The sequence below is a fragment of the Mesorhizobium sp. P2_E9 genome, from assembly GCF_056403815.1.
Genome location: NZ_JBFUET010000004.1, coordinates 253,391 through 275,049 on the forward strand (window position 1 = coordinate 253,391; position 21,659 = coordinate 275,049).

Below are 21,659 nucleotides of genomic sequence, written 5' to 3' on the forward strand. Positions count from 1 at the left end.
TAATCACCTGCGAAAGCACGAACGCTGCGGGGTCTGATTTGGCGAAGGCGATCCACACCATGATCCGGGTTCTCGAGGAGGCCCGGTCCATCGATTTCTACAGCAGGGCGTTCGGCCTGGGGATCGCCCAGCGGCTGGATTTCGAGACCTTCACGCTGATCTACCTCAGCAATGCCGATACGCCTTTCGAAGTCGAGTTGACCGTCAACAAGGGCCGGCAGGAACCTTACGCGCTTGGCGACGGCTACGGCCACCTCGCGGTCTCGGTCGCCGATCTCGACAGCGAACACGACCGGCTCGGCGCGCTTGGCCTCAACCCGAAGAAGATCGTCGAGTTCAACCGCGACGGTTCGCTGATCGCCCGCTTTTTCTTCATCGAGGACCCCGACGGCTACAAGATCGAGGTCCTGCAGCGTGGAGGGCGCTTCCAATAGGGAATCGGCCGCGCTGATCGGCGCGGTGCCAGCAACGGCACTTCTAGGGGTGCAAATAGCAAGCAGGGAGGAACAAATGGTCACGATCTATGACGGGAAACCTGGACTTTCACGTCGGGAACTTCTCAAGCGCGGCAGCATCGGTGCGTTGCTCGTCATCTCCGGCAGCGCCGTCATCAGCCCGGAACAGGCCTGGGGGCTGGAAACCTCGGCGTTGAAGCCGGAGACGATGGCGACGCTGATCCAGGTGGCGCGCGATATCTATCCGCACGACCAGGTGCCGGACAAATACTATGCCGTCGCGGTCAAGGGCCATGACGAGACGGCCGCCAAGGATCCTGCTCACAAGGAACTGATCGAGAAGGGCATTGCCGAACTCGACAAGAAGGCCGGCAAGGGTGGTTATCGCGGGCTCGGCTGGGAAGAGCAGCGTGTGGCGCTGCTTACCGAGATAGAGAAGACGCCTTTCTTCCAGGCGGTGCGCGGCGGTCTTGTCGTCAGTCTCTACAACCAGAAAGAGGTGTGGCCAATCTTCGGCTACGAGGGCGAGTCCTACTCGAAGGGCGGCTACATCGCGCGCGGTTTCAGCGACATCGAGTGGCTCTGAGCCTCGATCGTCCCGATAACCCGCAAACAGGAATTCATGGGAGGAAACCATGGCAGCTTCATTTGATCTGAAAAACGACGGCGTTGTCGTCATCATAGGCTCGGGCGCCGGCGGCGGCACGCTCGGCAACGAACTGGCGCAGAAGGGCATCGACGTCGTCATCCTCGAGGCGGGCGCCCGTCACGAATATGAGGACTTCATCAACGATGAGTGGGACTCTTTTGCCCAGCTTGCCTGGACGGACAAGCGCACGACGTCCGGCGACTGGCGCGTGGCCACCGATTTCCCGAACCTGCCGGCATGGATCGTCAAGTCGGTCGGCGGCTCGACCACGCACTGGGCCGGCGCCTCGCTGCGTTTCCAGGAGCATGAGTTCAAGACGGCATCGACCTACGGCAAAGTGGAAGGCGCGAACCTGCTCGACTGGCCGATCACGCTGGCAGAGATGGAGCCGTACTACGCCAACGCGGAAGCCAAGATGGGCGTCACCGGCACCAATGACTGGCCGCGGCTGCCGGGCAACAACAATTTCAAGGTGCTGAAGGCCGGCGCCGACAAGCTCGGCTACAAGGAATGCCACACCGGCAACATGGCGATCAATTCGGTCGAGCGCGACGACCGCAACTCCTGCCAGCAGACCGGCTTCTGCTTCCAGGGCTGCAAGTGGGGCGCCAAATGGTCGACGCTCTACACCGAGATCCCCAAGGGCGAGGCGACAGGCCACCTCGAAGTCCGGCCGAACGCCATGGTGATCAAGATCAACCACGATGCCAACGGCAAGGTGACCGGCGTCGTCTATGCCGACAAGGACGGCAAGCTGCAGGAACAGAAAGCCCGCATCGTCGCCGTTGCCGGCAATTCGATCGAGAGCCCGCGCCTGCTGCTCAATTCGCAATCGAGCAAATTCCCGCACGGGCTTGCCAATTCGTCGGGGCAGGTGGGCAAGAACTACATGCGTCACACCACCGGCTCGGTCTATGCCATCTTCGACAAGCCCGTGCACATGTATCGCGGCACCACCATGGCCGGCATCATCCGCGACGAGGCGCGCCATGATCCGTCGCGCGGCTTTGTCGGCGGCTACGAGTTCGAGACGCTGTCGCTCGGCCTGCCGTTCATGGCCGCTTTCCTCAATCCGGGTGGTTGGGGGCGCTCCTTCACCACGGCGCTCGACCATTACGACCATATGGCCGGCCTGTGGATCGTCGGCGAGGACATGCCGCGCGAGGAGAACCGCATCACCTTGCACAAGGACGAGAAGGACGCGCACGGCATGCCCATCGCCGACGTGCATTTCGACGATCATCCCAACGACACGGCGATGCGCGACCATGCCTACAAGCAGGCCACCGCACTTTACGATGCGGTCGGCGCCACCCGCACCTTCCCGACGCCACCCTATCCCTCGACCCACAATCTCGGCACCAACCGGATGAGCGAGAAGGCGCAGGACGGCGTCGTCAACAAGCATGGCCAGACGCACGACATCAAGAACCTGTTCGTGTCGGACGGCAGCCAATTCACGACAGGCGCCGCCGAAAACCCGACCCTGACCATCGTCTCGCTGGCGATCCGCCAGGCCGATTATATCGCCGCCCAGATGTCGGCGAAAACCATCTGACCTCCCCCGACTGCCTGCTGGCGCGGAACCTGACATGGTTCCGCGCCTTTTTTTGGCGTTCAGCCCCTGGTGCAGGTCGAGGCGGTGAAGGCGCCGTCGGGCTGCTTCATGATGATGTCGAAAGAGGGCGGGCTCTGGCCATCCAACGTTGCCTGGGTCATCGACAGCGCGTTGCCGCCGGCGGTGTAGCCGCCGAGCGGCCCCAGCCAGGAGATGACGCCGTTTGCGTCCATCTGGTAATTGTAGCCCTGTTGGACGGTGCCGAAGGTGACAGGACCGGTGTAGACATTTCCCTTGATGGTGATGTCGCCGAGGTTGATGAACATGCCGAGCAGGTAGACTTCGCAGTGGTAGGTGCCATCGGGCATCTTGCCGTCACTGAAGTCGGCCCGTGCTGCCCCGGTCGCTGTCGCCAGAAACACGATGCCGATCAAAATGCGTGAAATCAGGGATGCCATGGCGTTGCTCGGTTGAGGAGCGAGCTTGCCCTATTTTTGCGCCGCACCGCAACATTTGTCGTCCGCAACCTGCGCATCCAGGTCAAAATCTAGGCATTTGATGAAAGTGGGCGAAAATTAGGCAGATGCCTTGTGCGCTGCGCAAATTTCCCTCAACCAATTGTTAACCGGCTTTCCTACGTTTATCCAAACTAATATAACAACCATTTGATAATGTTATGATATTTTTCTTTCTCTAACATCGCCCCAGCAGTTGGCATGGGGGTTGCATTGAACTGTTCCGGTGCAATCAACCAGCTTGGGAGTCTTCGGTATGAGGGGTAGTTTCTCTACAATAACAAAAATGTTTTCGGCAAGCGTGGTCGCCGCCGGCCTGTTGATGTCCGTACCCGCCAAGGCGGCTGAGGACACGATCAAGGTTGGCATTCTCCACTCGCTGTCGGGGACCATGGCGATTTCGGAGACGACGCTGAAGGACGCCATGCTGATGCTCATCGAGCAGCAGAACGCCAAGGGCGGCCTGCTCGGCAAGAAGCTCGAAGCCGTCGTCGTCGATCCGGCTTCCAACTGGCCGCTCTTTGCCGAAAAGGCACGCGAGCTGATTTCGAAGGACAAGGTCGCTGCTGTGTTCGGCTGCTGGACCTCGGTGTCGCGCAAATCGGTGCTGCCGGTGTTCTCCGAGCTCGACAACATCCTGTTCTATCCCGTCCAGTATGAGGGCGAGGAAAGCGAGCGCAACGTGTTCTACACCGGTGCCGCTCCGAACCAGCAGGCCATTCCGGCCGTCGACTATCTGATGAGCAAGGATGGCGGCTCGGTAAAGCGTTGGGTGCTTGAAGGCACCGACTACGTCTATCCGCGCACCACCAACAAGATCCTCGAAGCCTATCTGAAGTCCAAGGGCGTCGCGGCCGAAGACATCATGACCAACTACACGCCGTTCGGCTTCTCCGACTGGCAGACCGAAGTTTCGGCGATCAAGAAGTTCGGTTCGGCCGGCAAGAAGACCGCTGTCGTCTCGACCGTCAACGGTGACGCCAACGTGCCGTTCTACAAGGAACTCGGCAACCAGGGCATCAAGGCCGAGGACATCCCGGTCATGGCCTTCTCGGTTGGCGAGGAAGAACTTGCCGGTCTCGACACCAAGCCGCTGGTCGGACATCTCGCCGCCTGGAACTATTTCGAGAGCATCAACACGCCTGAGAACAAGAAGTTCATCGCCGACTGGCACAAGTTCATCAAGAACAACAAGCGCACCACCAACGACCCGATGGAAGCCCATTATATCGGCTTCAACATGTGGGTGAAGGCTGTCCAGAAGGCCGGCACCACCGATCCGGACAAGGTCATCGACGCCATGATCGGCGTTTCGGTGCCGAACCTGACCGGCGGCTATTCAACGATGATGCCGAACCACCACATCACCAAGCCGGTTCTGATCGGTGAAATCCAGGCCAATGGCCAGTTCGAAACGGTTTCGAAGACACCGGGCCTGGTGATGGGCGACGAATGGTCAGACTACCTGCCCGACTCCAAGGACCTGATTTCCGATTGGCGCGCGCCGCTCAGCTGCGGCAACTTCAACGTCAAAACCGGCAAGTGCGGCGGCAAGGGCACAAACTGATCCTCCCGGGCTGGACCTCCGGGTCCATGCCCAAGACCGCGCGCGTCCGGACGGTTTCCTCCGCTGTCCGGACGCGCATTCAACCTTCAAGGATCACCAAGAACCGATGAAGATTTTCCATGCGATGGGCCTGGCGCTTTTGTTCCTGCTGACGACGCTGTCGTCTTCGGGCGCTGCGGAAGCCGATCTGCGTGCCATCATCGCCAAATTCGCGACAGCAACGGACTTTTCCGAGACGGGAGCTGTCGTTCAAGAGTTGACAGCCACAGGCGACCCGGCTGTCGAACGGCCGCTTGCTGCATTGGCGGACGGCAATCTTTACTTTCGCACCGCCGACTCAATGGTGTTTGTCGGCGAGGAAGGCGACGAAAACGTCAAGCTTTTCGATCCGCTGAGCGGTGAGGCAGCTGGCGAGGCCTCCGCGGACGACATAACCAAGATCAGCGTCAACAACACGTTGCGCCGCGCCATCCGTGATGCATTGGGCACGTTGACGCTTGGTTCCAAGGATCCGGCTGTGCGCATCGCCGCTGCCGACACCATGTTCAAGACACCGGACGCAGCCAACATCGAGCCGCTCGATACGGCGATCGCCAATGAGAGTGTGGCCAGCGTCAAGGCCCTGCTCGAACAGGCCCGCGCCGCCTCGGTTCTTGTCTCCGACAGGCCTGAAGCCGACAAGCTGGCGGCCATCGCGCTGATCGGCGCGCGCAGCGACCGTGACGCGGTTTCGCTGCTCACCTCCGTCGAGGCCAACGCCTCTGGAGCAGTCAAGGAAGCGGCGACGGCCGCGATCGCCAGCATCAATTCGACGCTGGCTTTCTGGGATGCCGGCCAGAACATCTGGTATGGCATTTCGCTGGGCTCGGTGCTGCTGCTCGCCGCGATTGGTCTCGCCATCACCTTCGGCGTCATGGGCGTCATCAACATGGCGCATGGCGAGATGGTCATGCTTGGCGCCTACACCACCTTCGTCGTCCAGCAGGTGATCCGCACGTCTTTTCCCGGCCTGTTCGACTGGTCGCTGGTGATCGCGCTGCCGCTTGCCTTCCTTGTCTCAGCCCTGGTTGGCCTGATCATCGAGCGCGGCGTCATCCGCTTCCTCTATGGCCGGCCGCTGGAGACGCTGCTGGCGACCTGGGGCGTGTCGTTGATCCTGCAGCAGGCGGTGCGCTCGATCTTCGGGCCGACCAACCAGGAGGTCGGCAACCCCTCGTGGATGTCGGGCTCGTTCAATGTCGGTCAGCTCGCCATCACCTGGAACCGTCTGTGGATCCTCGTTTTCGCGCTCACCGTCTTCGGCCTGCTGCTCTACGTCATGAAGCGCACCCCCTGGGGCTTGCAGATGCGCGCCGTCACCGCCAACCGGCGCATGGCCGCTTCCATGGGCATCAGGACGCCGTGGGTGGACGCGCTGACCTTCGCGCTGGGATCCGGCATTGCCGGCATCGCCGGTGTCGCGCTCAGCCAGATCGACAATGTCTCGCCGAATCTCGGCCGCGGCTACATCATCGACAGCTTCATGGTCGTCGTCTTCGGCGGTGTCGGCAATCTCTGGGGCACGCTGGTCGGCGCCTTTTCGCTCGGCATCGTCAACAAGTTCCTCGAGCCCTATGCCGGCGCTGTGCTTGGCAAGATCGTCGTGCTGGTGCTGATCATCCTGTTCATCCAGAAACGCCCGCGCGGCCTGTTCGCGCTCAAGGGCAGGGCGGTGGAAGCATGATCACCGGACGCTTCTTTGCCGCCGGCGCGGACCGCCGCATCGCCATCACCATCTTCATCCTGCTGGCGGTGGCCATCATCGTGCCGCTGCTCAACGTGGCGGTGTCGCCGGCGAGCGCGTTCTACATCCCGTCCTATATCGTGGCGCTGACCGGCAAATATCTCTGCTATGCGCTGCTGGCGCTCGCCCTTGACCTCGTCTGGGGCTATTGCGGCATCCTCTCGCTCGGCCACGGCGCCTTCTTCGCGCTCGGCGGCTACGCGATGGGCATGTATCTGATGCGCCAGATCGGCTCGCGCGGCGTCTATGGCAATCCGATCCTGCCTGATTTCATGGTGTTCCTGAACTACAAGGAATTGCCCTGGTTCTGGTACGGCTTCGACCATTTCTGGTTCGCCGGCCTCATGGTGCTCGCGGTGCCCGGCCTGCTCGCCTTCGTCTTCGGCTGGTTCGCCTTCCGCAGCCGTGTCACCGGCGTCTATCTCTCCATCATCACCCAGGCGATGACCTATGCGCTGCTGCTCGCCTTCTTCCGCAACGACATGGGTTTCGGCGGCAATAACGGCCTGACCGATTTCAAGGATATTCTGGGCTTCAACGTGCAGGCCGACGCGACGCGTTCGGCGCTGTTTGCCGCGAGCGCGGTGATGCTGGCGCTCGCCGTGTTCATCACCTGGGCCATCGTCGGCTCCAAATACGGCAAGCTCTTGATGGCGGTGCGCGACGCCGAAAGCCGCACACGCTTCCTCGGCTGGCGGGCGGAGAATGTAAAACTGTTCGCCTTCACGGTATCGGCGGTCATGGCCGGCATTGCCGGTGCGCTCTATGTGCCGCAGGTCGGCATCATCAATCCCGGCGAGTTCGAACCGTCCAACTCGATCGAGGTGGTGATCTGGGCGGCCGTCGGCGGGCGCGGCACCATTGTCGGGCCGATCATCGGCGCGCTGCTGGTCAATGCCGGCAAATCCTGGTTCACCGGCCTGCTGCCGGAGCTCTGGCTGTTCGCGCTCGGCGGCCTGTTCGTCGCCGTCACGCTGCTTTTGCCGAAGGGCATCATCGGCATGTGGGATAGCTGGCGCGGCAATGCCAAGGCGTTGCGCGCTGCCGCCGTTGCTGAAGAAGCCGGCACCGAGGTTGGAGTGGCGACCGCGACCTCGAAGCCCGCTCGCTCGCCGGCGAGAAATCCAGGCGAATGGTCCTTGTCCGAGCCTGAACCGCAGGCGGCGGAGTAGGCGACCATGAGCAAATCGAACACCATCCTCTATCTCGACGGCGTCTCGGTCTCCTTCGACGGCTTTCGCGCCATCAACAACCTGTCGCTGGTGCTCGACAAGGGCGAGATGCGCGCCATCATCGGTCCCAACGGTGCCGGCAAGACGACGATGATGGACATCGTCACCGGCAAGACGCGGCCCGACGAGGGCGAAGTGTTCTTCGACGGCCAGGTCAATCTTACCAGGCATGACGAGGCTGAGATCGCCATGATGGGCATCGGCCGCAAATTCCAGAAGCCGACAGTCTTCGAAAGCCACACGATCGAGGAAAATCTGATGCTGGCGCTGAAAGGGCCGCGTTCGATCTTCCCGGCGCTGTTCCATCGCCGCTCGGCGGCCGAGGCGCGGCAGATCGACGACATTCTCGGCATCATCCGGCTCGGCGACAAGCGCAACCAGTTGGCGGCCAATCTCAGCCATGGCCAAAAACAGTGGCTGGAGATCGGCATGCTGTTGGCGCAGGACCCAAAACTGCTGCTGGTGGACGAGCCGGTGGCCGGCATGACCGATGCCGAGACCGAGGAGACCGCGCGGCTGCTCAAGGATATAGCGCGCGACCATTCGGTCATCGTCGTCGAGCACGACATGCATTTCGTGCGCGAACTTGGCGTCAAGGTGACCTGCCTGCACGAGGGCTCGGTGCTGTCGGAAGGCACACTCGATTTCGTTTCGGCCGACGAGCGCGTCGTCGAAGTCTATCTGGGGAGATGAGCATGGTCTGGCGGGTTCAATTCCATCGCTTCGATCTGTCGTTTCTCCGGTTCTGGAAAAGGCGCTGAGACATGCTCGAAGTTTCAAACGCCACGCTCCACTACGGCGCCGCCCAGGCGCTGCGCGGCGTTTCGCTGAAGGCGGGCGCCGGCAAGATCACTTGCGTGCTCGGCCGCAATGGCGTCGGCAAGACCAGTTTGATGAGATCGATCGTCGGCCACCACCGGCTGACGAGCGGAAGTGTTGCCTTCGAGGGGAAGGCGCTCGACCGGAGCGCGGCGTATGACCGCGCCCGGTCGGGCATCGCATTCGTACCGCAGGGCAGGGAGATATTTCCCCTGCTGACGGTGCGCGAAAACCTGGAATCGGGTTTTGCGCCGTTGAAGCGCGCCGACCGCAACGTGCCGGCGCATGTCTTCGAACTGTTTCCGGTGCTGAAGCAGATGCTCGGCCGCCGCGGCGGCGATCTTTCCGGCGGTCAGCAGCAGCAGCTGGCCATCGGCCGGGCGCTGGTGATGCGGCCGAAGCTTCTGGTGCTGGATGAGCCGACGGAAGGCATCCAGCCCTCGATCATCAAGGACATCGGCCGCGCCATCCGTTACCTGCGTGACCAGGCTGGTATTGCGGTGCTGCTGGTCGAACAATATCTCGACTTCTGCCGTGAACTCGCCGATGAGGTCAACATCATGGATCGTGGCCAGATCGTTCATACCGGCCCGGCGGAAGATTTAGACCGGGCTGATGTTCGCAAATTCCTGACCGTCTAGAATCGGTTCTGGACTTCGGCCGACGATCCAAAGTCTTTGGCAAGTCCAATATTTCTTCCATTCAGCGATCCGCATCTCTGGCGCGCCAGAGGCTGCATGCTAGTCTTTTCTTGGCTTTGTGAGTCGGCCGCTTCCGTATCAGTCTGGTTATCGCAGATCGAGGGCGCGGCGAAGGCCGGGCAAGTTCCACGCAAGCAAGGCTTTCTAGCTTCCCTCCTGCGATCTCTGTCGTTCAACGCGTTTGGGCACACAGGCTAAGGGACAGCCATGGAACGTTACGTCGAGGACTACCAGAAACGGCGGCTTACCGAACGCGTCGATATCATCGCCGCCATCAACATCCTGAGATCGCAGGGCTGCGACTACGACGACCTGATCGAGGAGATCACCAAGGTGTTCTACGTCGACCTCGATACTTTCAATGAAATCGTCATGGCGGCATAGAGCCGCTTTCGCCTAAAGCGCGTCAGGTGACGCGCTTTAGGTCTTTGATTTAATGCGTGTCGTACTCCCAAAACCGAGGTCACTTTTGGGCGACACGCATTATCCAGCAATTACAGGCTCGGCACTGATACGCGCGGTCAGCTCGCGCGCCGGAATGGCGAGGCGGTGACGCGGTTGCGGCCGCCGCGCTTGGCGTCGTAGAGCGCCCTGTCGGCGGCGCTGAGCACCTTGTCGAAGCTGAGGCCATCTTTGCTGCCGAACGCAAACCCGGCACTGACCGTGCAGGTCAGGGATCCCGTCTCGGTCTCTATCAGGCGCGTCGCGAAAGCGGTCCGGATGCGCTCTGCCGCTTCCTCGACCGTTTCCGGCAGGGTGCGCTTCAGCACCAGTGCGAATTCCTCGCCGCCCATGCGCGCGGCGACGTCGGTCTGGCGAAGATTGCCGGCGAGTTCGCCAGCGAACACCTTCAGCACCTCGTCGCCCGCCGCGTGGCCGAACTCGTCGTTGATGGCTTTGAAATTGTCGAGGTCGAAGACGATCACGGCAGTGAACGCGCCGACCGGGACATGGCCATGCAGGTCGAACAGCGCGCGCCGGTTGAGCAGGCCGGTCAATGGATCGGTCAGAGCATTGCGGCGGTGGTGCCTGGCCAGACGCCCCTGGTTGAGCGCAAGCGACAGGGCGCCAATACCCGTCATGCTGGCGATGACGACGATGAGGCTCAATTCCTCGGCCCAGTTGCTGGGCGCATGGCCGAGAACCAGCTTGCCGTCCTCAACAAGAACCATGGCACAGAGCGCGAAGGACGTGGCCGTGGCGGCATAGAGTGCGGTGAGGCCGATCGTCAGGGCAGGGGCTTCGTCGCGGCCTTTCCAGTATTCGAGCGCTGTCGCGACCAGGAGCAGGGCGGCGAACAGGTTTTCGAACATGAAGCCGAGGCCGTCATAGCCCAGAGCCATGGCAGGCAGCGCTATCGCCAGCGAAACGCAGCCCCACAGTGCCCGCGGCAGCGGCGAGCCGCCGGTTCTGAACTGGTAGGCAGCACCCAGCATGGTCGAGAAACCGAGCAGCAACAGGGCCAGGGCGGCGATGCCGAGCAGGCGCCCGGGCATGTCGATATAGGCGTCATAGACAAAGATATCGCCGACCACGAACACCAGGCTGATCGCCCATGTCAGCAGGAATTTTTCCGAGCGCGCGGTCAGCCACATGCCGAACAATGTCAGGCTCAGGCAAGCTGCGGAGAAACCGACAGCCAGCAGAAGTGAAGTGTAGTCGAGCGACATGCCCCTCTTTCCCTGCCGGCGGCGGCTCCAACTCTGCGGCTTGGCGTCGTCGCATTCATGCAGCAAGGAAGTGTCGATAAGGTTACGATGACGGCGAAGATGCCGCGAATAGGCGCTTTGCTACGCGCAAAAAGCATAGATGACGCGCTTACAGCTACCGAGGGACGGTTGTCAGTCGGCTATGCGCTTCATCAGCGCCATTGCCCCGAACGGTGCGCGCACCTTGCCCTCGGTGATGAAGTAGACGAAGACGTCGCGCGGCTGCACAGGCGCCTCTGTGGCGGGATCGGCGCGCCGCAAATCGGCCGGCTGCTTGCCCTCAGCCCATGTCTTTACCCGCGCTGCCCATTCGTCGAGGCCCTTTGGCGTGTAGCAATCGGGATTGTCGTCCGAGCCCTTCTGCAGCCGTGCATAGACGAAGTCGCCGGTGACATCGGCGATATCGGGATACTTGGCATGGTCGGCATAGACGATCGCCGCCTTGTATTTGCGGGCAAGTGCCGCGAATTCCGGCACGATGAAACTGTCGTTGCGCACTTCGAGTGCATGTCGCAGTGCGACGCCATCCTGCTTTTCCGGCAGCAGTTTCAAAAAGGCTTCGAAATCATCGGGATCGAACTTTTTCGTCGGCGCGAACTGCCACAGGATCGGCCCGAGCTTCTCGCCAAGTGCCGCAACGCCGGAGCCGAGGAAGCGCATCATCGATTCACCGGCCTCGCCCAGCACGCGCCGGTTGGTGACGAAGCGGTTGCCTTTCAGCGAATAGACGAAACCGTCCGGTGCCTCACCAGCCCATTTGACGAAGGTCGGCTCCTTGAAGCTGGAATAGTAGGTGCCGTTGACCTCGATGCTCGACACCTGTCGGCTGGCATATTGCAACTGCTTGGCCTTCGACAGTTTGTCCGGATAGAAGGACGTATCCCAGGGCTCGAAGGTCCAGCCGCCCATGCCGGAGCGGATTGTTCCCGATTTGCTCATGGACATTTCCTCCAATGTGTTTTGTCACGAGGGACTTGCGTTGGTAAAATCGATCCGCAATTGGCAATTTCGATCAAGTGGGCGGTGACCTACCCGGGGGAAAGATTGTCGGAGTCCCGGGGGGTAGAGATCCTTCCGTGGCCGCATGACGCGAAACTGATTTCCGTCCTCGACGATGTCGTAGAGAGCCTTGACCGGCTGATAGCGTGCGCGGCGATAGTCGTGCAACATCACGATCGTCTCGACATGACAAAGCAGCGTCGCCATGAACGCGCATTCCATGCGGCGCCGGCCGTCGATGAAGATGAAATCGAATTTGCGCTTCAGGCTCAGCGGCCAGGTCGAATAGTTGAGTTCTGGATCGCGGTCGCCAAACTTGGGACCCTGGAGGTCCAGGCAGATCGGATGGAAACCGCTCCACTGCGGCAGCTGCGGCAGGAGTTGATCGAGGAAGGGCTGGCTGTCGTCGATCGAAAAGAGATTGTCGATGGCCAGTCGGTCCCTCAATTCAAGGATCGCCAGAGTCGTGTGGCCCATGCCCCATTCCAGAAAGGCGCGCGTGCCAGGCTTCACATGCTGCAGCAGGATGCGCTGGAATTCGGACAAATAGTCGGCGCCATAAGCATGCGACGAGCGGACCACGCCACCCAAGGTCAGTTGGTTCTCCGTGGAGCTTCCGGCCTGCATTCACATCGCTTTCGCCATGTCGACGAGTACCCATCCGGGCCGATACGGATTGGGCCGGCGACCCGTTTCGCGATAACCGTAAGCGAGATAGAGCGCGATGTTCCGTTCCATTTTCGCGTTGGTGTAGAGCCGCATCTCCGGCAGGCCCCACAAGCGCGTCTGTTGATCCGCGTGATTGAGCAGCTTTATGCCAAAACCCTTGCCCTGGAAGGCGGGCGACACGGCGACAGAGAAGATCATCGCATGATCCTCATGCCGCTCCAGTGTCAGCACTCCGGCAAGTTCTCCGCCACTCTCCAGCAGCCAGACCTCGCCGCGCTCGATGCGCGGCGCATAGTCCTCGGTGACCGGGATCGGCGGCGCGCCCAACAAAGCAGTGTAAGGCGCATAGGCTGCCGCAGTCAGCGAGACAACGGTTTGCAGATCGCCGGCAACCGCTCTTTGGATGGTCATTCAAAGTCTCCCCAGGCGCCAGTCGGTTCGGCCATCACTCCGCCGCTTCGCGCTTGCCTCCGGGGCGGCGCTCGAGCAGCTCCTTGAGGAACTGGCCGGTGTAGCTGCGCTTTTCGCGCACGATGGCTTCCGGCGTGCCCTGGGCGACCAGTTCGCCACCGCCGTCACCGCCTTCGGGGCCGAGGTCGAGTACCCAGTCGGCGGTCTTGATGACTTCGAGATTGTGCTCGATGACCACCACCGTGTTGCCCTGGTCGACCAGTTCGTGCAGCACTTCCAAGAGCTTGGCGACGTCGTGGAAATGCAGGCCGGTGGTCGGCTCGTCGAGGATGTAGAGCGTCTTGCCGGTTGCCTTGCGCGACAGTTCCTTGGCCAGCTTGATGCGTTGCGCCTCGCCGCCCGACAGTGTCGTTGCCTGCTGGCCGATATGGATGTAGCCGAGACCGACCTGCTTAAGCGTGTCGAGCTTGTCGCGCACGCCGGGCACGGCTGCGAAGAAATCGACGCCTTCCTCGACCGTCATGTCGAGCACGTCGGCGATCGACTTGCCCTTGAACTGCACGTCGAGCGTCTCTCTGTTGTAGCGCTTGCCGTGGCAGACGTCGCAGGTGACGTAGACGTCGGGCAGGAAGTGCATCTCGATCTTGATGACGCCGTCGCCCTGGCAGGCCTCGCAGCGGCCGCCCTTGACGTTGAACGAGAAGCGCCCGGGCTGGTAGCCGCGCGCCTTGGCTTCCGGCAGGCCGGCGAACCAGTCGCGGATCGGCGTGAAGGCGCCGGTATAGGTGGCGGGGTTCGAGCGCGGCGTGCGGCCGATCGGCGACTGGTCGATATCGATGACCTTGTCGAGGAATTCGAGACCCTCGATGCGGTCATGCTCGGCCGGATGCTCGCGCGACCCCATGATGCGGCGCGACGCCGCCTTGAACAGCGTCTCGATCAGGAAGGTCGACTTGCCGCCGCCCGACACGCCGGTGACGGCGGTGAAGGTGCCGAGCGGGATTTCGGCGGTGACGTTCTTCAGATTGTTGCCGCGCGCGCCGACGATCTTCAGCCGCCGGTTCTTTTTCGCCTCACGCCGAACACCAGGGGTAGCGACCTCGAGCGCGCCCGACAGATACTTGCCGGTGATCGAATTGGGGTTGGCCATCACCTGCTGCGGCGTGCCCTGGGCGATGATCTCGCCGCCATGGATGCCGGCGGCCGGACCCATGTCGACGACATAGTCGGCATGCAGGATGGCATCCTCGTCATGCTCGACGACGATCACCGTGTTGCCGATGTCGCGCAGGTGCTTGAGCGTATCGAGCAGGCGCGCATTGTCGCGCTGGTGCAGGCCGATCGACGGCTCGTCCAGCACATAGAGCACGCCGGTCAGGCCCGACCCGATCTGCGACGCCAGCCGGATGCGCTGGCTCTCGCCACCCGACAGCGTGCCGGAATTACGCGATAGGGTCAGGTAGTCGAGACCGACATCGTTGAGGAAGCGCAGGCGCTCGCGGATTTCCTTGAGCACGCGCACCGCGATCTCGTTCTGCTGGGCGTTGAGATGTGGTGGCAGTTCGGTGAACCACTGGTCGGCCTTGCGGATCGAAAGCTCGGTGACTTCGCCGATATGCTTGCCGGCGATTTTCACGGCCAGCGACTCAGGCTTCAGCCGATAACCCTTGCAGACCGGGCAAGGCGTCGCCGACATGAAGCGCTCGATCTCCTCGCGCATCCAGGCGGATTCGGTTTCCTTCCAGCGCCGCTCGAGGTTGGGGATGACGCCTTCGAAGGTCTTGGTCGTCTTGTAGGAGCGCAGCCCGTCATCATACTGGAAGGTGACTTCGCGCTCGCCGGTGCCGCGCAGGATCGCGTCCTGGGCCTCGGTGCTCAAATCCTTGAACTTGTCGCCGAGCTTGAAGTTGTAGGCCTTGCCCAAGGCCTCGAGCGTCTGCACGTAATAGGGCGAGGTCGATTTCGCCCATGGGCTGACGGCACCGTCGCGCAGCGATACGTTTTCGTCAGGCACGACGAGGTTGGGATCGATGGCGCGCTGGCTGCCGAGACCGTCGCAGGTCGGGCAGGCGCCGAACGGATTGTTGAACGAGAACAGCCGCGGCTCAATCTCGGGAATGGTGAAGCCGGACACCGGGCAAGCAAACTTTTCCGAAAACAGGATGCGCTCATGCGTCTCGTTCTTCGACTTGTTGACCGAATCCTCGCCGGTCTGGCTGGAATCGAGCGGCTTGTCGGCGAACTCGGCCACCGCCAGCCCTTCGGCGAGCTTCAGCGCTGTTTCAATGGAGTCGGCGAGACGCGTGGCCAGATCGCCGCGCACGACGATGCGGTCGACGACGACGTCGATGTCGTGCTTGTACTTTTTGTCCAGCGCGGGAACGTCGGCGATTTCATAGAAGACACCGTCGACCTTGACGCGCTGAAAGCCCTTTTTCTGCAGCTCCAGCAATTCCTTGCGGTATTCGCCCTTGCGGCCGCGCACGATCGGCGCCAGCAGGAACAGGCGGGTGCCTTCCTCGATTGCCAGCACCCGGTCGACCATCTGGCTGACCGTCTGGCTTTCGATCGGCAGGCCGGTGGCCGGCGAATAGGGGATGCCGACACGCGCGAACAGCAGGCGCATATAGTCATAAATCTCGGTGACGGTGCCGACCGTCGATCGCGGGTTCTTCGAGGTGGTCTTCTGCTCGATGGAGATGGCAGGCGACAGGCCGTCGATCTGGTCGACGTCAGGCTTCTGCATCATTTCGAGGAATTGCCGGGCGTAGGCCGACAGGCTCTCGACATAACGGCGCTGGCCCTCGGCGTAGATGGTGTCGAAGGCGAGCGACGATTTGCCGGAGCCCGACAGGCCGGTCATGACGATCAGGCTGTCACGCGGCAGGTCGAGATCGACGTTCTTCAGATTGTGTTCGCGCGCCCCGCGAATGGAAAGGAATTTATGGTCGGCCATCGCCGGTCGCCGCCTCAAATCTGGAATTCGTGGGATTGGCGGGATTTTCCCGGCCATCCCCTATGTAGGTGTTTTTGCCGCCACGTCGAGAGACGCCACCATTCTCGACCAAAGTCGTTTAACCGTCTTTCGCGCGAAGGGGCAAGCGGAAAGAACAAAGGCCGAACACGCTCCTGACAAAGCTGTGCAAAAACCGACCTGGCCGTTTCAGAAAGTTGACCTGGACGTAACCTCCCGGCGATCACAATTTTCGGTAACCGGCTATTGATGGTTGACGTGGCCGGCTCACGGGAGCAGTCTCCAACAGTCAAGTGAAGCCGGCCGTCCTTCGATGGCCTCGCCGCCCCAAGGCGGCCTGCGAGACGCCGCAGGCATCAGCGATTTGCGCTTCACGACGACAATGTCGCAACGGACACAGGAGCGGAGCATGACGCCACCGGATAGTCCCCAAGGGCTCCACATCTCGTTGGAGCCGCGGCAGGCATAAGTGCCAGGGTTTAGCGTTTGCGCCACCCGACAAACCGTGACTTGCCGTATTCCCTAAAAATCAGAGACTGCTAGTCGGATCGTCGGCTGACGCCGCGAAGCATCCGAAATCAAACGCCGGCAGTACACTCCCGGCAAAAATGGATTTGAAATCCATAAAAGCCCCGTCCGTTTGCCCCAGGGCACGGCGGGGCTGTTTTTTTGGAGAATGGCTGAGCTGTCCGCGGCGGCGGCAGCTTACTTCCGTGGCTTGAATCCGCCCGTGGCGACATCGACCGTGATGCTGCCGGAAATCCTGACATCGGTATCGCCAATCTTGAACGTGCCGTTGCCGCCAGCGGGCAGCGCATCGTCCGGTTCGGGCTGTGGCGCAGGCTTGGCGATGCGGTAGTCACTGATCACGCCGGGCAGGGCGCCTTTCTGCGGCTGCGCTGAACTGTCGTCGGCAAGTGCCACGCCGCTCACAAGGCCGGCGAAGGCGAGCACTGCACCGGCGATGATGCGATGCGATGTTCTGGGCGAATGAGTGTCGGTCATCCCGGGATTATAGGGACGTGCCGCCGATGCGGCCAGACCGGTATCGTCAAATCTTCGACAGTGGGCAGGATTCCGGCCTCGGCTTCATGCCGCCTTTTTGCGCGTGTCGAAGACGTGGTCGACGATACCCCATGCCTGCGCTTCGCGGGCGGTCATGAAATGGTCGCGGTCGAGCGTGCGTTCGACCTCTTCATAGCTGCGGCCGCAATGCTGCGCGTAGAGTTCGGCCATATGCCGTTTGGTCTTGCCGATGCGCTCGGCATGGCGCTGGATATCGGAAGCCTGGCCCTGGAAGCCGCCGAGCGGCTGATGCAGCAGGATGGTGGCATTGGGCAGCGCAATGCGGCGCCCCGCGGTGCCGGCCATCAGCAGGAACGATCCCATCGAGGCGGCAAAGCCCATGCATACGGTCGAGACCGGGCAGCTGATATATTGCATCGTGTCGTAGATGGCGAAGCCGCTGGTCACCACGCCGCCCGGCGAGTTGATGTAGAGTGAGATCTCCTTGTCGGGATTGTCCGACTCCAGCGACAGAAGCTGCGCGCAGACCAGCGCCGAGACGTCGTCGTTGATCTCGCCATTGATAAAGATGATGCGCTCGCGCAGCAACCGCGAGAAGATGTCAAAGGCGCGTTCGCCGCGGCTCGATTGCTCGATCACCATCGGCACCAGACTGGCAATACCGCTCATTTTTCGTCTCCGATTTCCGTATTTATGCCGCGCGCAGCAGAAGGTGCGGCGTGCTCGCTGCGATAGGCGTTCCGGCTCCGCGCAAGCCGAGCGAAAGCCGGCAGCCGGCGCCCGCCATGGCGACGGCGGGCATCGCCTTGCGGGCAAAACCGTCATGGACAATGCGCAGGTGCGTGCCGCCGGAAACGGTGCGGGCGAGTGTGAAGGTGACAACGCTGTCGAGCGGATCCTGCCGCGTGGCATCGCGTAGCTGCTCGCGCCAGGAATAGCGCAGCAGCTGCTCCGGCTTGGCTTCGAGGATTTCGCACTCGATCGCCGTGTTCGGCCCGGCAAAGGTGAAATTGCTGCCGGTCTGCGGTCTGATGTCGTTGGGCATCATCCAGGCGGCGAGCAGTTCCGGCACGGTCAGCGCCCGCCACACCTTTTCCGGCGGTTCGGCGAGATCGTATTCGAACTCGAGCGCGTCAGGGGTGGCTTCGCTCTTGGCGTTGATCGATCCCAAATCTTTCATTGATCCATGTCCTTCAAAACCGTCTTCAGCCTTTCGATGCGCTCCGGCCAGAAGGTCCGGTAGCGTTCGATCCAGGAGAGCAGGGGGGCAAGTCCCTGCGGATCGGCTCGATAATAGGCGTTGCGGCCGGCCCGCCGCTCGACCACCAGGCCGGCGCCACGCAGCACCGCCAGATGCTGCGACACCGCCGGCTGCGATACCGTCAGGCCGCTGCGCAATTCCGACACGCTCATCTCAGCTGCCGCGAGACGCTCGAAGACGGCACGGCGCGTCGGGTCGGCCAGGGCGCGGAAAATCTCTGCTTCGATCATGACAAAAGCATAAGCAGACACTTATCGATTTGGCAAGCGCTGTTTTGAAACCCATATGATGGGCTCGGGCGTTGCTGCCATTCCTTGACAATCAGCGGCAGTGCATATAGGAACGAAAAGGGAACAAAAACGTTGTGGGAAAAGCCAGCCTTGGCAAGCGGCTGACGCCGGTAGCCTGTAAGGTGCTGCGACAAAATTTTGTTTTCGGATGAGCGCGGAGAAAAATCATGGCGGGTAGCGTCAACAAGGTCATTCTGGTCGGCAATCTCGGCGCGGACCCTGAAATCCGTCGCCTGAACTCGGGCGAGCCGGTCGTCAACATCCGCATCGCCACGTCGGAAAGCTGGCGTGACAAGAATTCCGGCGAGCGCAAGGAAAAGACCGAATGGCACAATGTCGTCATCTTCAATGAGGGCATCGCCAAGGTGGCCGAGCAGTATCTGAAGAAGGGCATGAAGGTCTATGTCGAGGGCCAGCTGCAGACGCGCAAATGGCAGGACCAGACCGGTGCCGACAAGTACACGACGGAAGTCGTGCTGCAGAAATTCCGCGGCGAGCTGCAGATGCTCGACGCGCGCGGCCAGGGTGAGGGCGGCCAGGTCGGCAGCTATTCCGGTGGCGGCAACAGCAGCCGCGGTTCCGATTTCGGCCAGTCCAGCCCGACCGAAGGCTTCAACCGTGGCGGCGGCGCTCCCAGGGGCGGCGGCGGTGGCGGCGGTTCGTCGCGCGAGCTGGACGACGAAATTCCGTTCTGATCGAAAGCAACAGGAAACGGCTGACGCCGCGTGATCGATACACCCCGAGAGTCCTGCATGGACTTTCGGGGTTTTGCGTTGTTGATTTGGGATCAAAGGACTGAAAGGACAGGGCTGTGAAAGCACGCGTAAAATGGGTCGAGGAACGCACCTTCGTTGGCGAGTCCGGCAGCGGCCACAAGCTGGTGCTGGGAACGGCATCCGGCCCTGAAGGCAAGACGCCAGGGCCGAGCCCGATGGAACTGGTGCTGATCGGCACTGGCGGCTGCTCGGCTTATGATGTCGTGCATATCCTCGAAAAGGGCCGCGAGGCGGTCGAGGACTGCGTGGTCGAGCTCGACGCCGACCGGGCCGAGACCGAGCCAAAAGTGTTCACGCGCATCCATATGCATTTCGTCGTCAAGGGCAGGGCGCTCTCGTCCGACAAGGTCAAGCGGGCGATCGATCTATCGATCGAAAAATACTGCTCGGCCTCCGCCATGATGGCCAAGACGGCCACGATCACGCATGATTTCGAGGTCATCGATACGACGGCGCAGTAGGGCAGTAGGGCAGTAGGGCAGTAGGGCAGTAGGGCAGTAGGGCTGCCGTTCACCCGGCCATCAATGCCTTGATGCCGTCTGCCACGAACTGCACGGCCAGTGCAGCCAGGATGACGCCGAGCAGGCGGGTCAGGATCGAGCGGCCGGTCTGGCCGAGGATGCGGTCGATGCGTTCCGACAGCACGAACACCAGATAGGTGATGGCGAGGCAGACGAAGATGATGCCGACCAATGCGGCCTGCGCCGCAAAACCCTGAAACGAGCCGGAGAGCAGCACCGTCGCCGAAATCGCGCCGGGGCCGGCGATCAGCGGGATCGCCAGCGGAAAGGCGGCGATGTTGTGGATCATGTCCTTGGTGATGGCGACGTCGCCGATCTTCTCCTTGCGATCCTGCCGGCGCTCGAACACCATTTCGAAGGCGATGAAGAACAGCAAAAAGCCGCCGGCGACGCGGAAGGCCGGCAGCGTGATGCCGAACACCGACAGGATCGAAGCGCCGGCGACCGCGAACAGCGCCATCACCAGGAAGCCGATGATCGAGGCGCGGACCGAAACCTGCTGGCGCTCCTCGCGGTTCATGCCGCGTGTCACGGCGAGGAACAGCGGCGCCAGCCCGGGCGGATCGATGGTGACGAGAATGGTGACGAAGGCATTGAACAGGCTGTCGAAACTCGGCATCGCTGACCCCTCCCGCCGGGTCGAGCCCGCGCCCCGATATTGGTAGAGCAAAGCCCGGTCGGTGGGAACAGTCAGGGCTGCGAAACTACAGCTCTCGGCAGGGTCAGCCGGCAGCGCTGCAATAAGCCTCCAGGCGATAGCCGTCCGGGTCGATGACGAAGGCGGCATAGTAGTTGTCGCCATAGGCGGCGCGCAGGCCGGGCAGGCCATTGTCGCTGCCGCCTTCGCGGAGCGCGCTGACATGAAAAGCATCGACGCTGTCCCGTGTCGGGGCGGTGAAGCAGAAATGCAGGCCGGATTTTTCGTCCGCCGGGACCGGCCGCGCCGCCTCATTGACCCACAGCATGGGACTCTGGGCGCCGTAACCCAGTGAGCCCGGCGACTGGCTGAGACAGGTATAGCCGAGCGGCTTCAGCGCTGCGTCATAGAAGCGCTTCGAGGCATTGGCGTCGTGGACGCCGATCGAGATATGATCGAACATGGTTTTCTCCATTGTTACAAAGGGTTGTGATGTCATCTTGCAGATTGACGGCGCGCCAGGAACTCGACTTCGAGGTGCCAGTCCGCGCCGTCGTGCGAGCGCTCGCCGAGCCAGCGGAAGGAATTCTCGGTGATCCGCGAAAAACTCCAGCGCACCGAAGAGCCGGTACCGTCGGCGCCGACCTGCACGATGGTGTCGCCCTCGGCGCGGCTGAGTTGGCGGCTAAAGTACTGGTTGCGCGGATCGCTCCAGAAAATGTGCCAGGCGTCCGCGCCGGGATCATAGACCCGCAGCGTCGTTCCGTAGAAAGTCCATTTGCCGAGGGAAGGCTGGGAACCGGTGTTCCGCGCGGGCAGAATCCACACGTCCTGGATGGCGCGGCCTTCCAGCACCCAGCCGAAATGCACCTCGCCACGTCCGGTCAGCACGGTGCCATCCTCGAGGTGGCGCGAGGCGTCGAAAGTCCAGGCACCGACGAAGCGGCCGTAAAGGTTCAGTTTTTCGGCAAGTCCGCCGATCGGACCGGGACTGTGCAGGGCTTCGGCAAAGGGGTCGAACATGGCTGCGGTCTCTTTCTGTCAGGAGACCGGGAGGAGTAGGCATTGACAGGGTTCTGGGCTTGGGAAAAATTGCTATATTCCGGC

At 61.8% G+C, this 21,659-nt stretch carries 24 protein-coding genes; 11 read left to right on the forward strand and 13 right to left on the reverse strand.

What is annotated here, in order from left to right; all coding sequences use genetic code 11:
• The first annotated feature begins 38 nt into the window (after positions 1-38).
• The 3 genes from AC1D05_RS09555 (at position 39) to AC1D05_RS09565 (ending at position 2,662) form a co-directional block, all read left to right on the forward strand.
• Positions 39-434 (forward strand): VOC family protein, encoded by a 396-nt coding sequence (locus AC1D05_RS09555; RefSeq protein ID WP_477440333.1) that lies wholly within the window; start codon positions 39-41, stop codon positions 432-434.
• Positions 435-510: 76 nt separating this feature from the next.
• Complete coding sequence (locus AC1D05_RS09560) at positions 511-1,041, forward strand: gluconate 2-dehydrogenase subunit 3 family protein (RefSeq protein WP_477440335.1); 531 nt, start codon at positions 511-513, stop codon at positions 1,039-1,041.
• Between the two features lie 49 nt (positions 1,042-1,090).
• Positions 1,091-2,662 carry a GMC family oxidoreductase gene (locus tag AC1D05_RS09565; RefSeq protein ID WP_477440337.1) on the forward strand — a complete coding sequence of 524 codons (1,572 nt, stop codon included), beginning with the start codon at positions 1,091-1,093 and terminating at the stop codon, positions 2,660-2,662.
• A gap of 59 nt (positions 2,663-2,721) precedes the next feature.
• Here AC1D05_RS09565 and AC1D05_RS09570 read toward each other — a convergent pair whose 3' ends face one another.
• A complete protein-coding gene (locus AC1D05_RS09570; protein WP_477440339.1) occupies positions 2,722-3,120 on the reverse strand; it encodes a hypothetical protein in 399 nt (132 codons plus the stop codon).
• 343 nt (positions 3,121-3,463) lie between these two features.
• Between AC1D05_RS09570 and urtA the strand changes: the two genes are divergently transcribed.
• The 6 genes from urtA to AC1D05_RS09600 all read left to right on the forward strand — a co-directional run bounded on the left by urtA (position 3,464) and on the right by AC1D05_RS09600 (position 9,663).
• Positions 3,464-4,744, forward strand: a complete 1,281-nt coding sequence (gene urtA / locus AC1D05_RS09575; protein ID WP_477440341.1) for an urea ABC transporter substrate-binding protein — start codon at positions 3,464-3,466, stop codon at positions 4,742-4,744.
• Positions 4,745-4,850: 106 nt separating this feature from the next.
• Complete coding sequence (gene urtB / locus AC1D05_RS09580) at positions 4,851-6,467, forward strand: urea ABC transporter permease subunit UrtB (RefSeq protein ID WP_477440343.1); 1,617 nt, start codon at positions 4,851-4,853, stop codon at positions 6,465-6,467.
• Complete coding sequence (gene urtC, locus AC1D05_RS09585; RefSeq protein WP_477440345.1) at positions 6,464-7,699, forward strand: urea ABC transporter permease subunit UrtC; 1,236 nt, start codon at positions 6,464-6,466, stop codon at positions 7,697-7,699. The genes urtB and urtC overlap by 4 nt, the downstream gene beginning before the upstream one ends.
• 6 nt (positions 7,700-7,705) lie before the next feature.
• Complete coding sequence (urtD, locus tag AC1D05_RS09590) at positions 7,706-8,452, forward strand: urea ABC transporter ATP-binding protein UrtD (protein WP_477440347.1); 747 nt, start codon at positions 7,706-7,708, stop codon at positions 8,450-8,452.
• A gap of 71 nt (positions 8,453-8,523) precedes the next feature.
• Positions 8,524-9,219 carry an urea ABC transporter ATP-binding subunit UrtE gene (gene urtE / locus AC1D05_RS09595; protein WP_013895283.1) on the forward strand — a complete coding sequence of 232 codons (696 nt, stop codon included), beginning with the start codon at positions 8,524-8,526 and terminating at the stop codon, positions 9,217-9,219.
• Between the two features lie 267 nt (positions 9,220-9,486).
• Positions 9,487-9,663, forward strand: a complete 177-nt coding sequence (locus tag AC1D05_RS09600) for a hypothetical protein (protein ID WP_013531844.1) — start codon at positions 9,487-9,489, stop codon at positions 9,661-9,663.
• A gap of 137 nt (positions 9,664-9,800) precedes the next feature.
• Here the strand turns inward: AC1D05_RS09600 and AC1D05_RS09605 are convergent, their stop codons facing one another.
• The 9 genes from AC1D05_RS09605 to AC1D05_RS09645 all read right to left on the reverse strand — a co-directional run bounded on the left by AC1D05_RS09605 (position 9,801) and on the right by AC1D05_RS09645 (position 18,558).
• Entirely contained in the window at positions 9,801-10,949 is a 1,149-nt protein-coding gene (locus AC1D05_RS09605; RefSeq protein WP_477440349.1) for a GGDEF domain-containing protein, read from the reverse strand.
• Between the two features lie 171 nt (positions 10,950-11,120).
• Complete coding sequence (locus AC1D05_RS09610) at positions 11,121-11,927, reverse strand: DUF72 domain-containing protein (RefSeq protein WP_477440351.1); 807 nt, start codon at positions 11,925-11,927, stop codon at positions 11,121-11,123.
• 24 nt (positions 11,928-11,951) lie between these two features.
• Complete coding sequence (locus tag AC1D05_RS09615) at positions 11,952-12,614, reverse strand: hypothetical protein (protein WP_477440353.1); 663 nt, start codon at positions 12,612-12,614, stop codon at positions 11,952-11,954.
• Entirely contained in the window at positions 12,615-13,067 is a 453-nt protein-coding gene (locus AC1D05_RS09620) for a GNAT family N-acetyltransferase (protein WP_477440355.1), read from the reverse strand. It abuts the gene before it with no gap.
• 34 nt (positions 13,068-13,101) lie between these two features.
• Complete coding sequence (gene uvrA, locus AC1D05_RS09625) at positions 13,102-16,023, reverse strand: excinuclease ABC subunit UvrA (RefSeq protein ID WP_477440357.1); 2,922 nt, start codon at positions 16,021-16,023, stop codon at positions 13,102-13,104.
• Positions 16,024-16,746: 723 nt separating this feature from the next.
• Positions 16,747-17,046 carry a hypothetical protein gene (locus AC1D05_RS09630; protein WP_477440358.1) on the reverse strand — a complete coding sequence of 100 codons (300 nt, stop codon included), beginning with the start codon at positions 17,044-17,046 and terminating at the stop codon, positions 16,747-16,749.
• 84 nt (positions 17,047-17,130) lie between these two features.
• Positions 17,131-17,736, reverse strand: a complete 606-nt coding sequence (locus AC1D05_RS09635; RefSeq protein ID WP_477440360.1) for an ATP-dependent Clp protease proteolytic subunit — start codon at positions 17,734-17,736, stop codon at positions 17,131-17,133.
• 22 nt (positions 17,737-17,758) lie between these two features.
• Positions 17,759-18,247 carry an SRPBCC family protein gene (locus AC1D05_RS09640; protein ID WP_477440362.1) on the reverse strand — a complete coding sequence of 163 codons (489 nt, stop codon included), beginning with the start codon at positions 18,245-18,247 and terminating at the stop codon, positions 17,759-17,761.
• Positions 18,244-18,558 carry an ArsR/SmtB family transcription factor gene (locus AC1D05_RS09645; protein WP_010909628.1) on the reverse strand — a complete coding sequence of 105 codons (315 nt, stop codon included), beginning with the start codon at positions 18,556-18,558 and terminating at the stop codon, positions 18,244-18,246. Before AC1D05_RS09645 ends, AC1D05_RS09640 begins: the two co-directional genes overlap by 4 nt.
• Before the next feature lie 227 nt (positions 18,559-18,785).
• On the opposite strand from AC1D05_RS09645, the gene AC1D05_RS09650 reads away from it, so the two are divergent.
• Both AC1D05_RS09650 and AC1D05_RS09655 read left to right on the forward strand, forming a co-directional pair.
• Positions 18,786-19,313, forward strand: a complete 528-nt coding sequence (locus tag AC1D05_RS09650; protein ID WP_477440364.1) for a single-stranded DNA-binding protein — start codon at positions 18,786-18,788, stop codon at positions 19,311-19,313.
• A 116-nt stretch (positions 19,314-19,429) separates the two neighbouring features.
• Positions 19,430-19,855, forward strand: a complete 426-nt coding sequence (locus AC1D05_RS09655; RefSeq protein ID WP_477440366.1) for an OsmC family protein — start codon at positions 19,430-19,432, stop codon at positions 19,853-19,855.
• Positions 19,856-19,904: 49 nt separating this feature from the next.
• On the opposite strand, the gene AC1D05_RS09660 is transcribed toward AC1D05_RS09655, so the two are convergent.
• The 3 genes from AC1D05_RS09660 to AC1D05_RS09670 form a co-directional block, all read right to left on the reverse strand.
• Entirely contained in the window at positions 19,905-20,534 is a 630-nt protein-coding gene (locus tag AC1D05_RS09660) for a MarC family protein (protein ID WP_023670949.1), read from the reverse strand.
• A gap of 103 nt (positions 20,535-20,637) precedes the next feature.
• Complete coding sequence (locus tag AC1D05_RS09665) at positions 20,638-21,015, reverse strand: VOC family protein (protein ID WP_477440368.1); 378 nt, start codon at positions 21,013-21,015, stop codon at positions 20,638-20,640.
• Between the two features lie 32 nt (positions 21,016-21,047).
• Positions 21,048-21,575 carry a hypothetical protein gene (locus AC1D05_RS09670; RefSeq protein WP_477440370.1) on the reverse strand — a complete coding sequence of 176 codons (528 nt, stop codon included), beginning with the start codon at positions 21,573-21,575 and terminating at the stop codon, positions 21,048-21,050.
• Between the last annotated feature and the right edge of the window lie 84 nt (positions 21,576-21,659).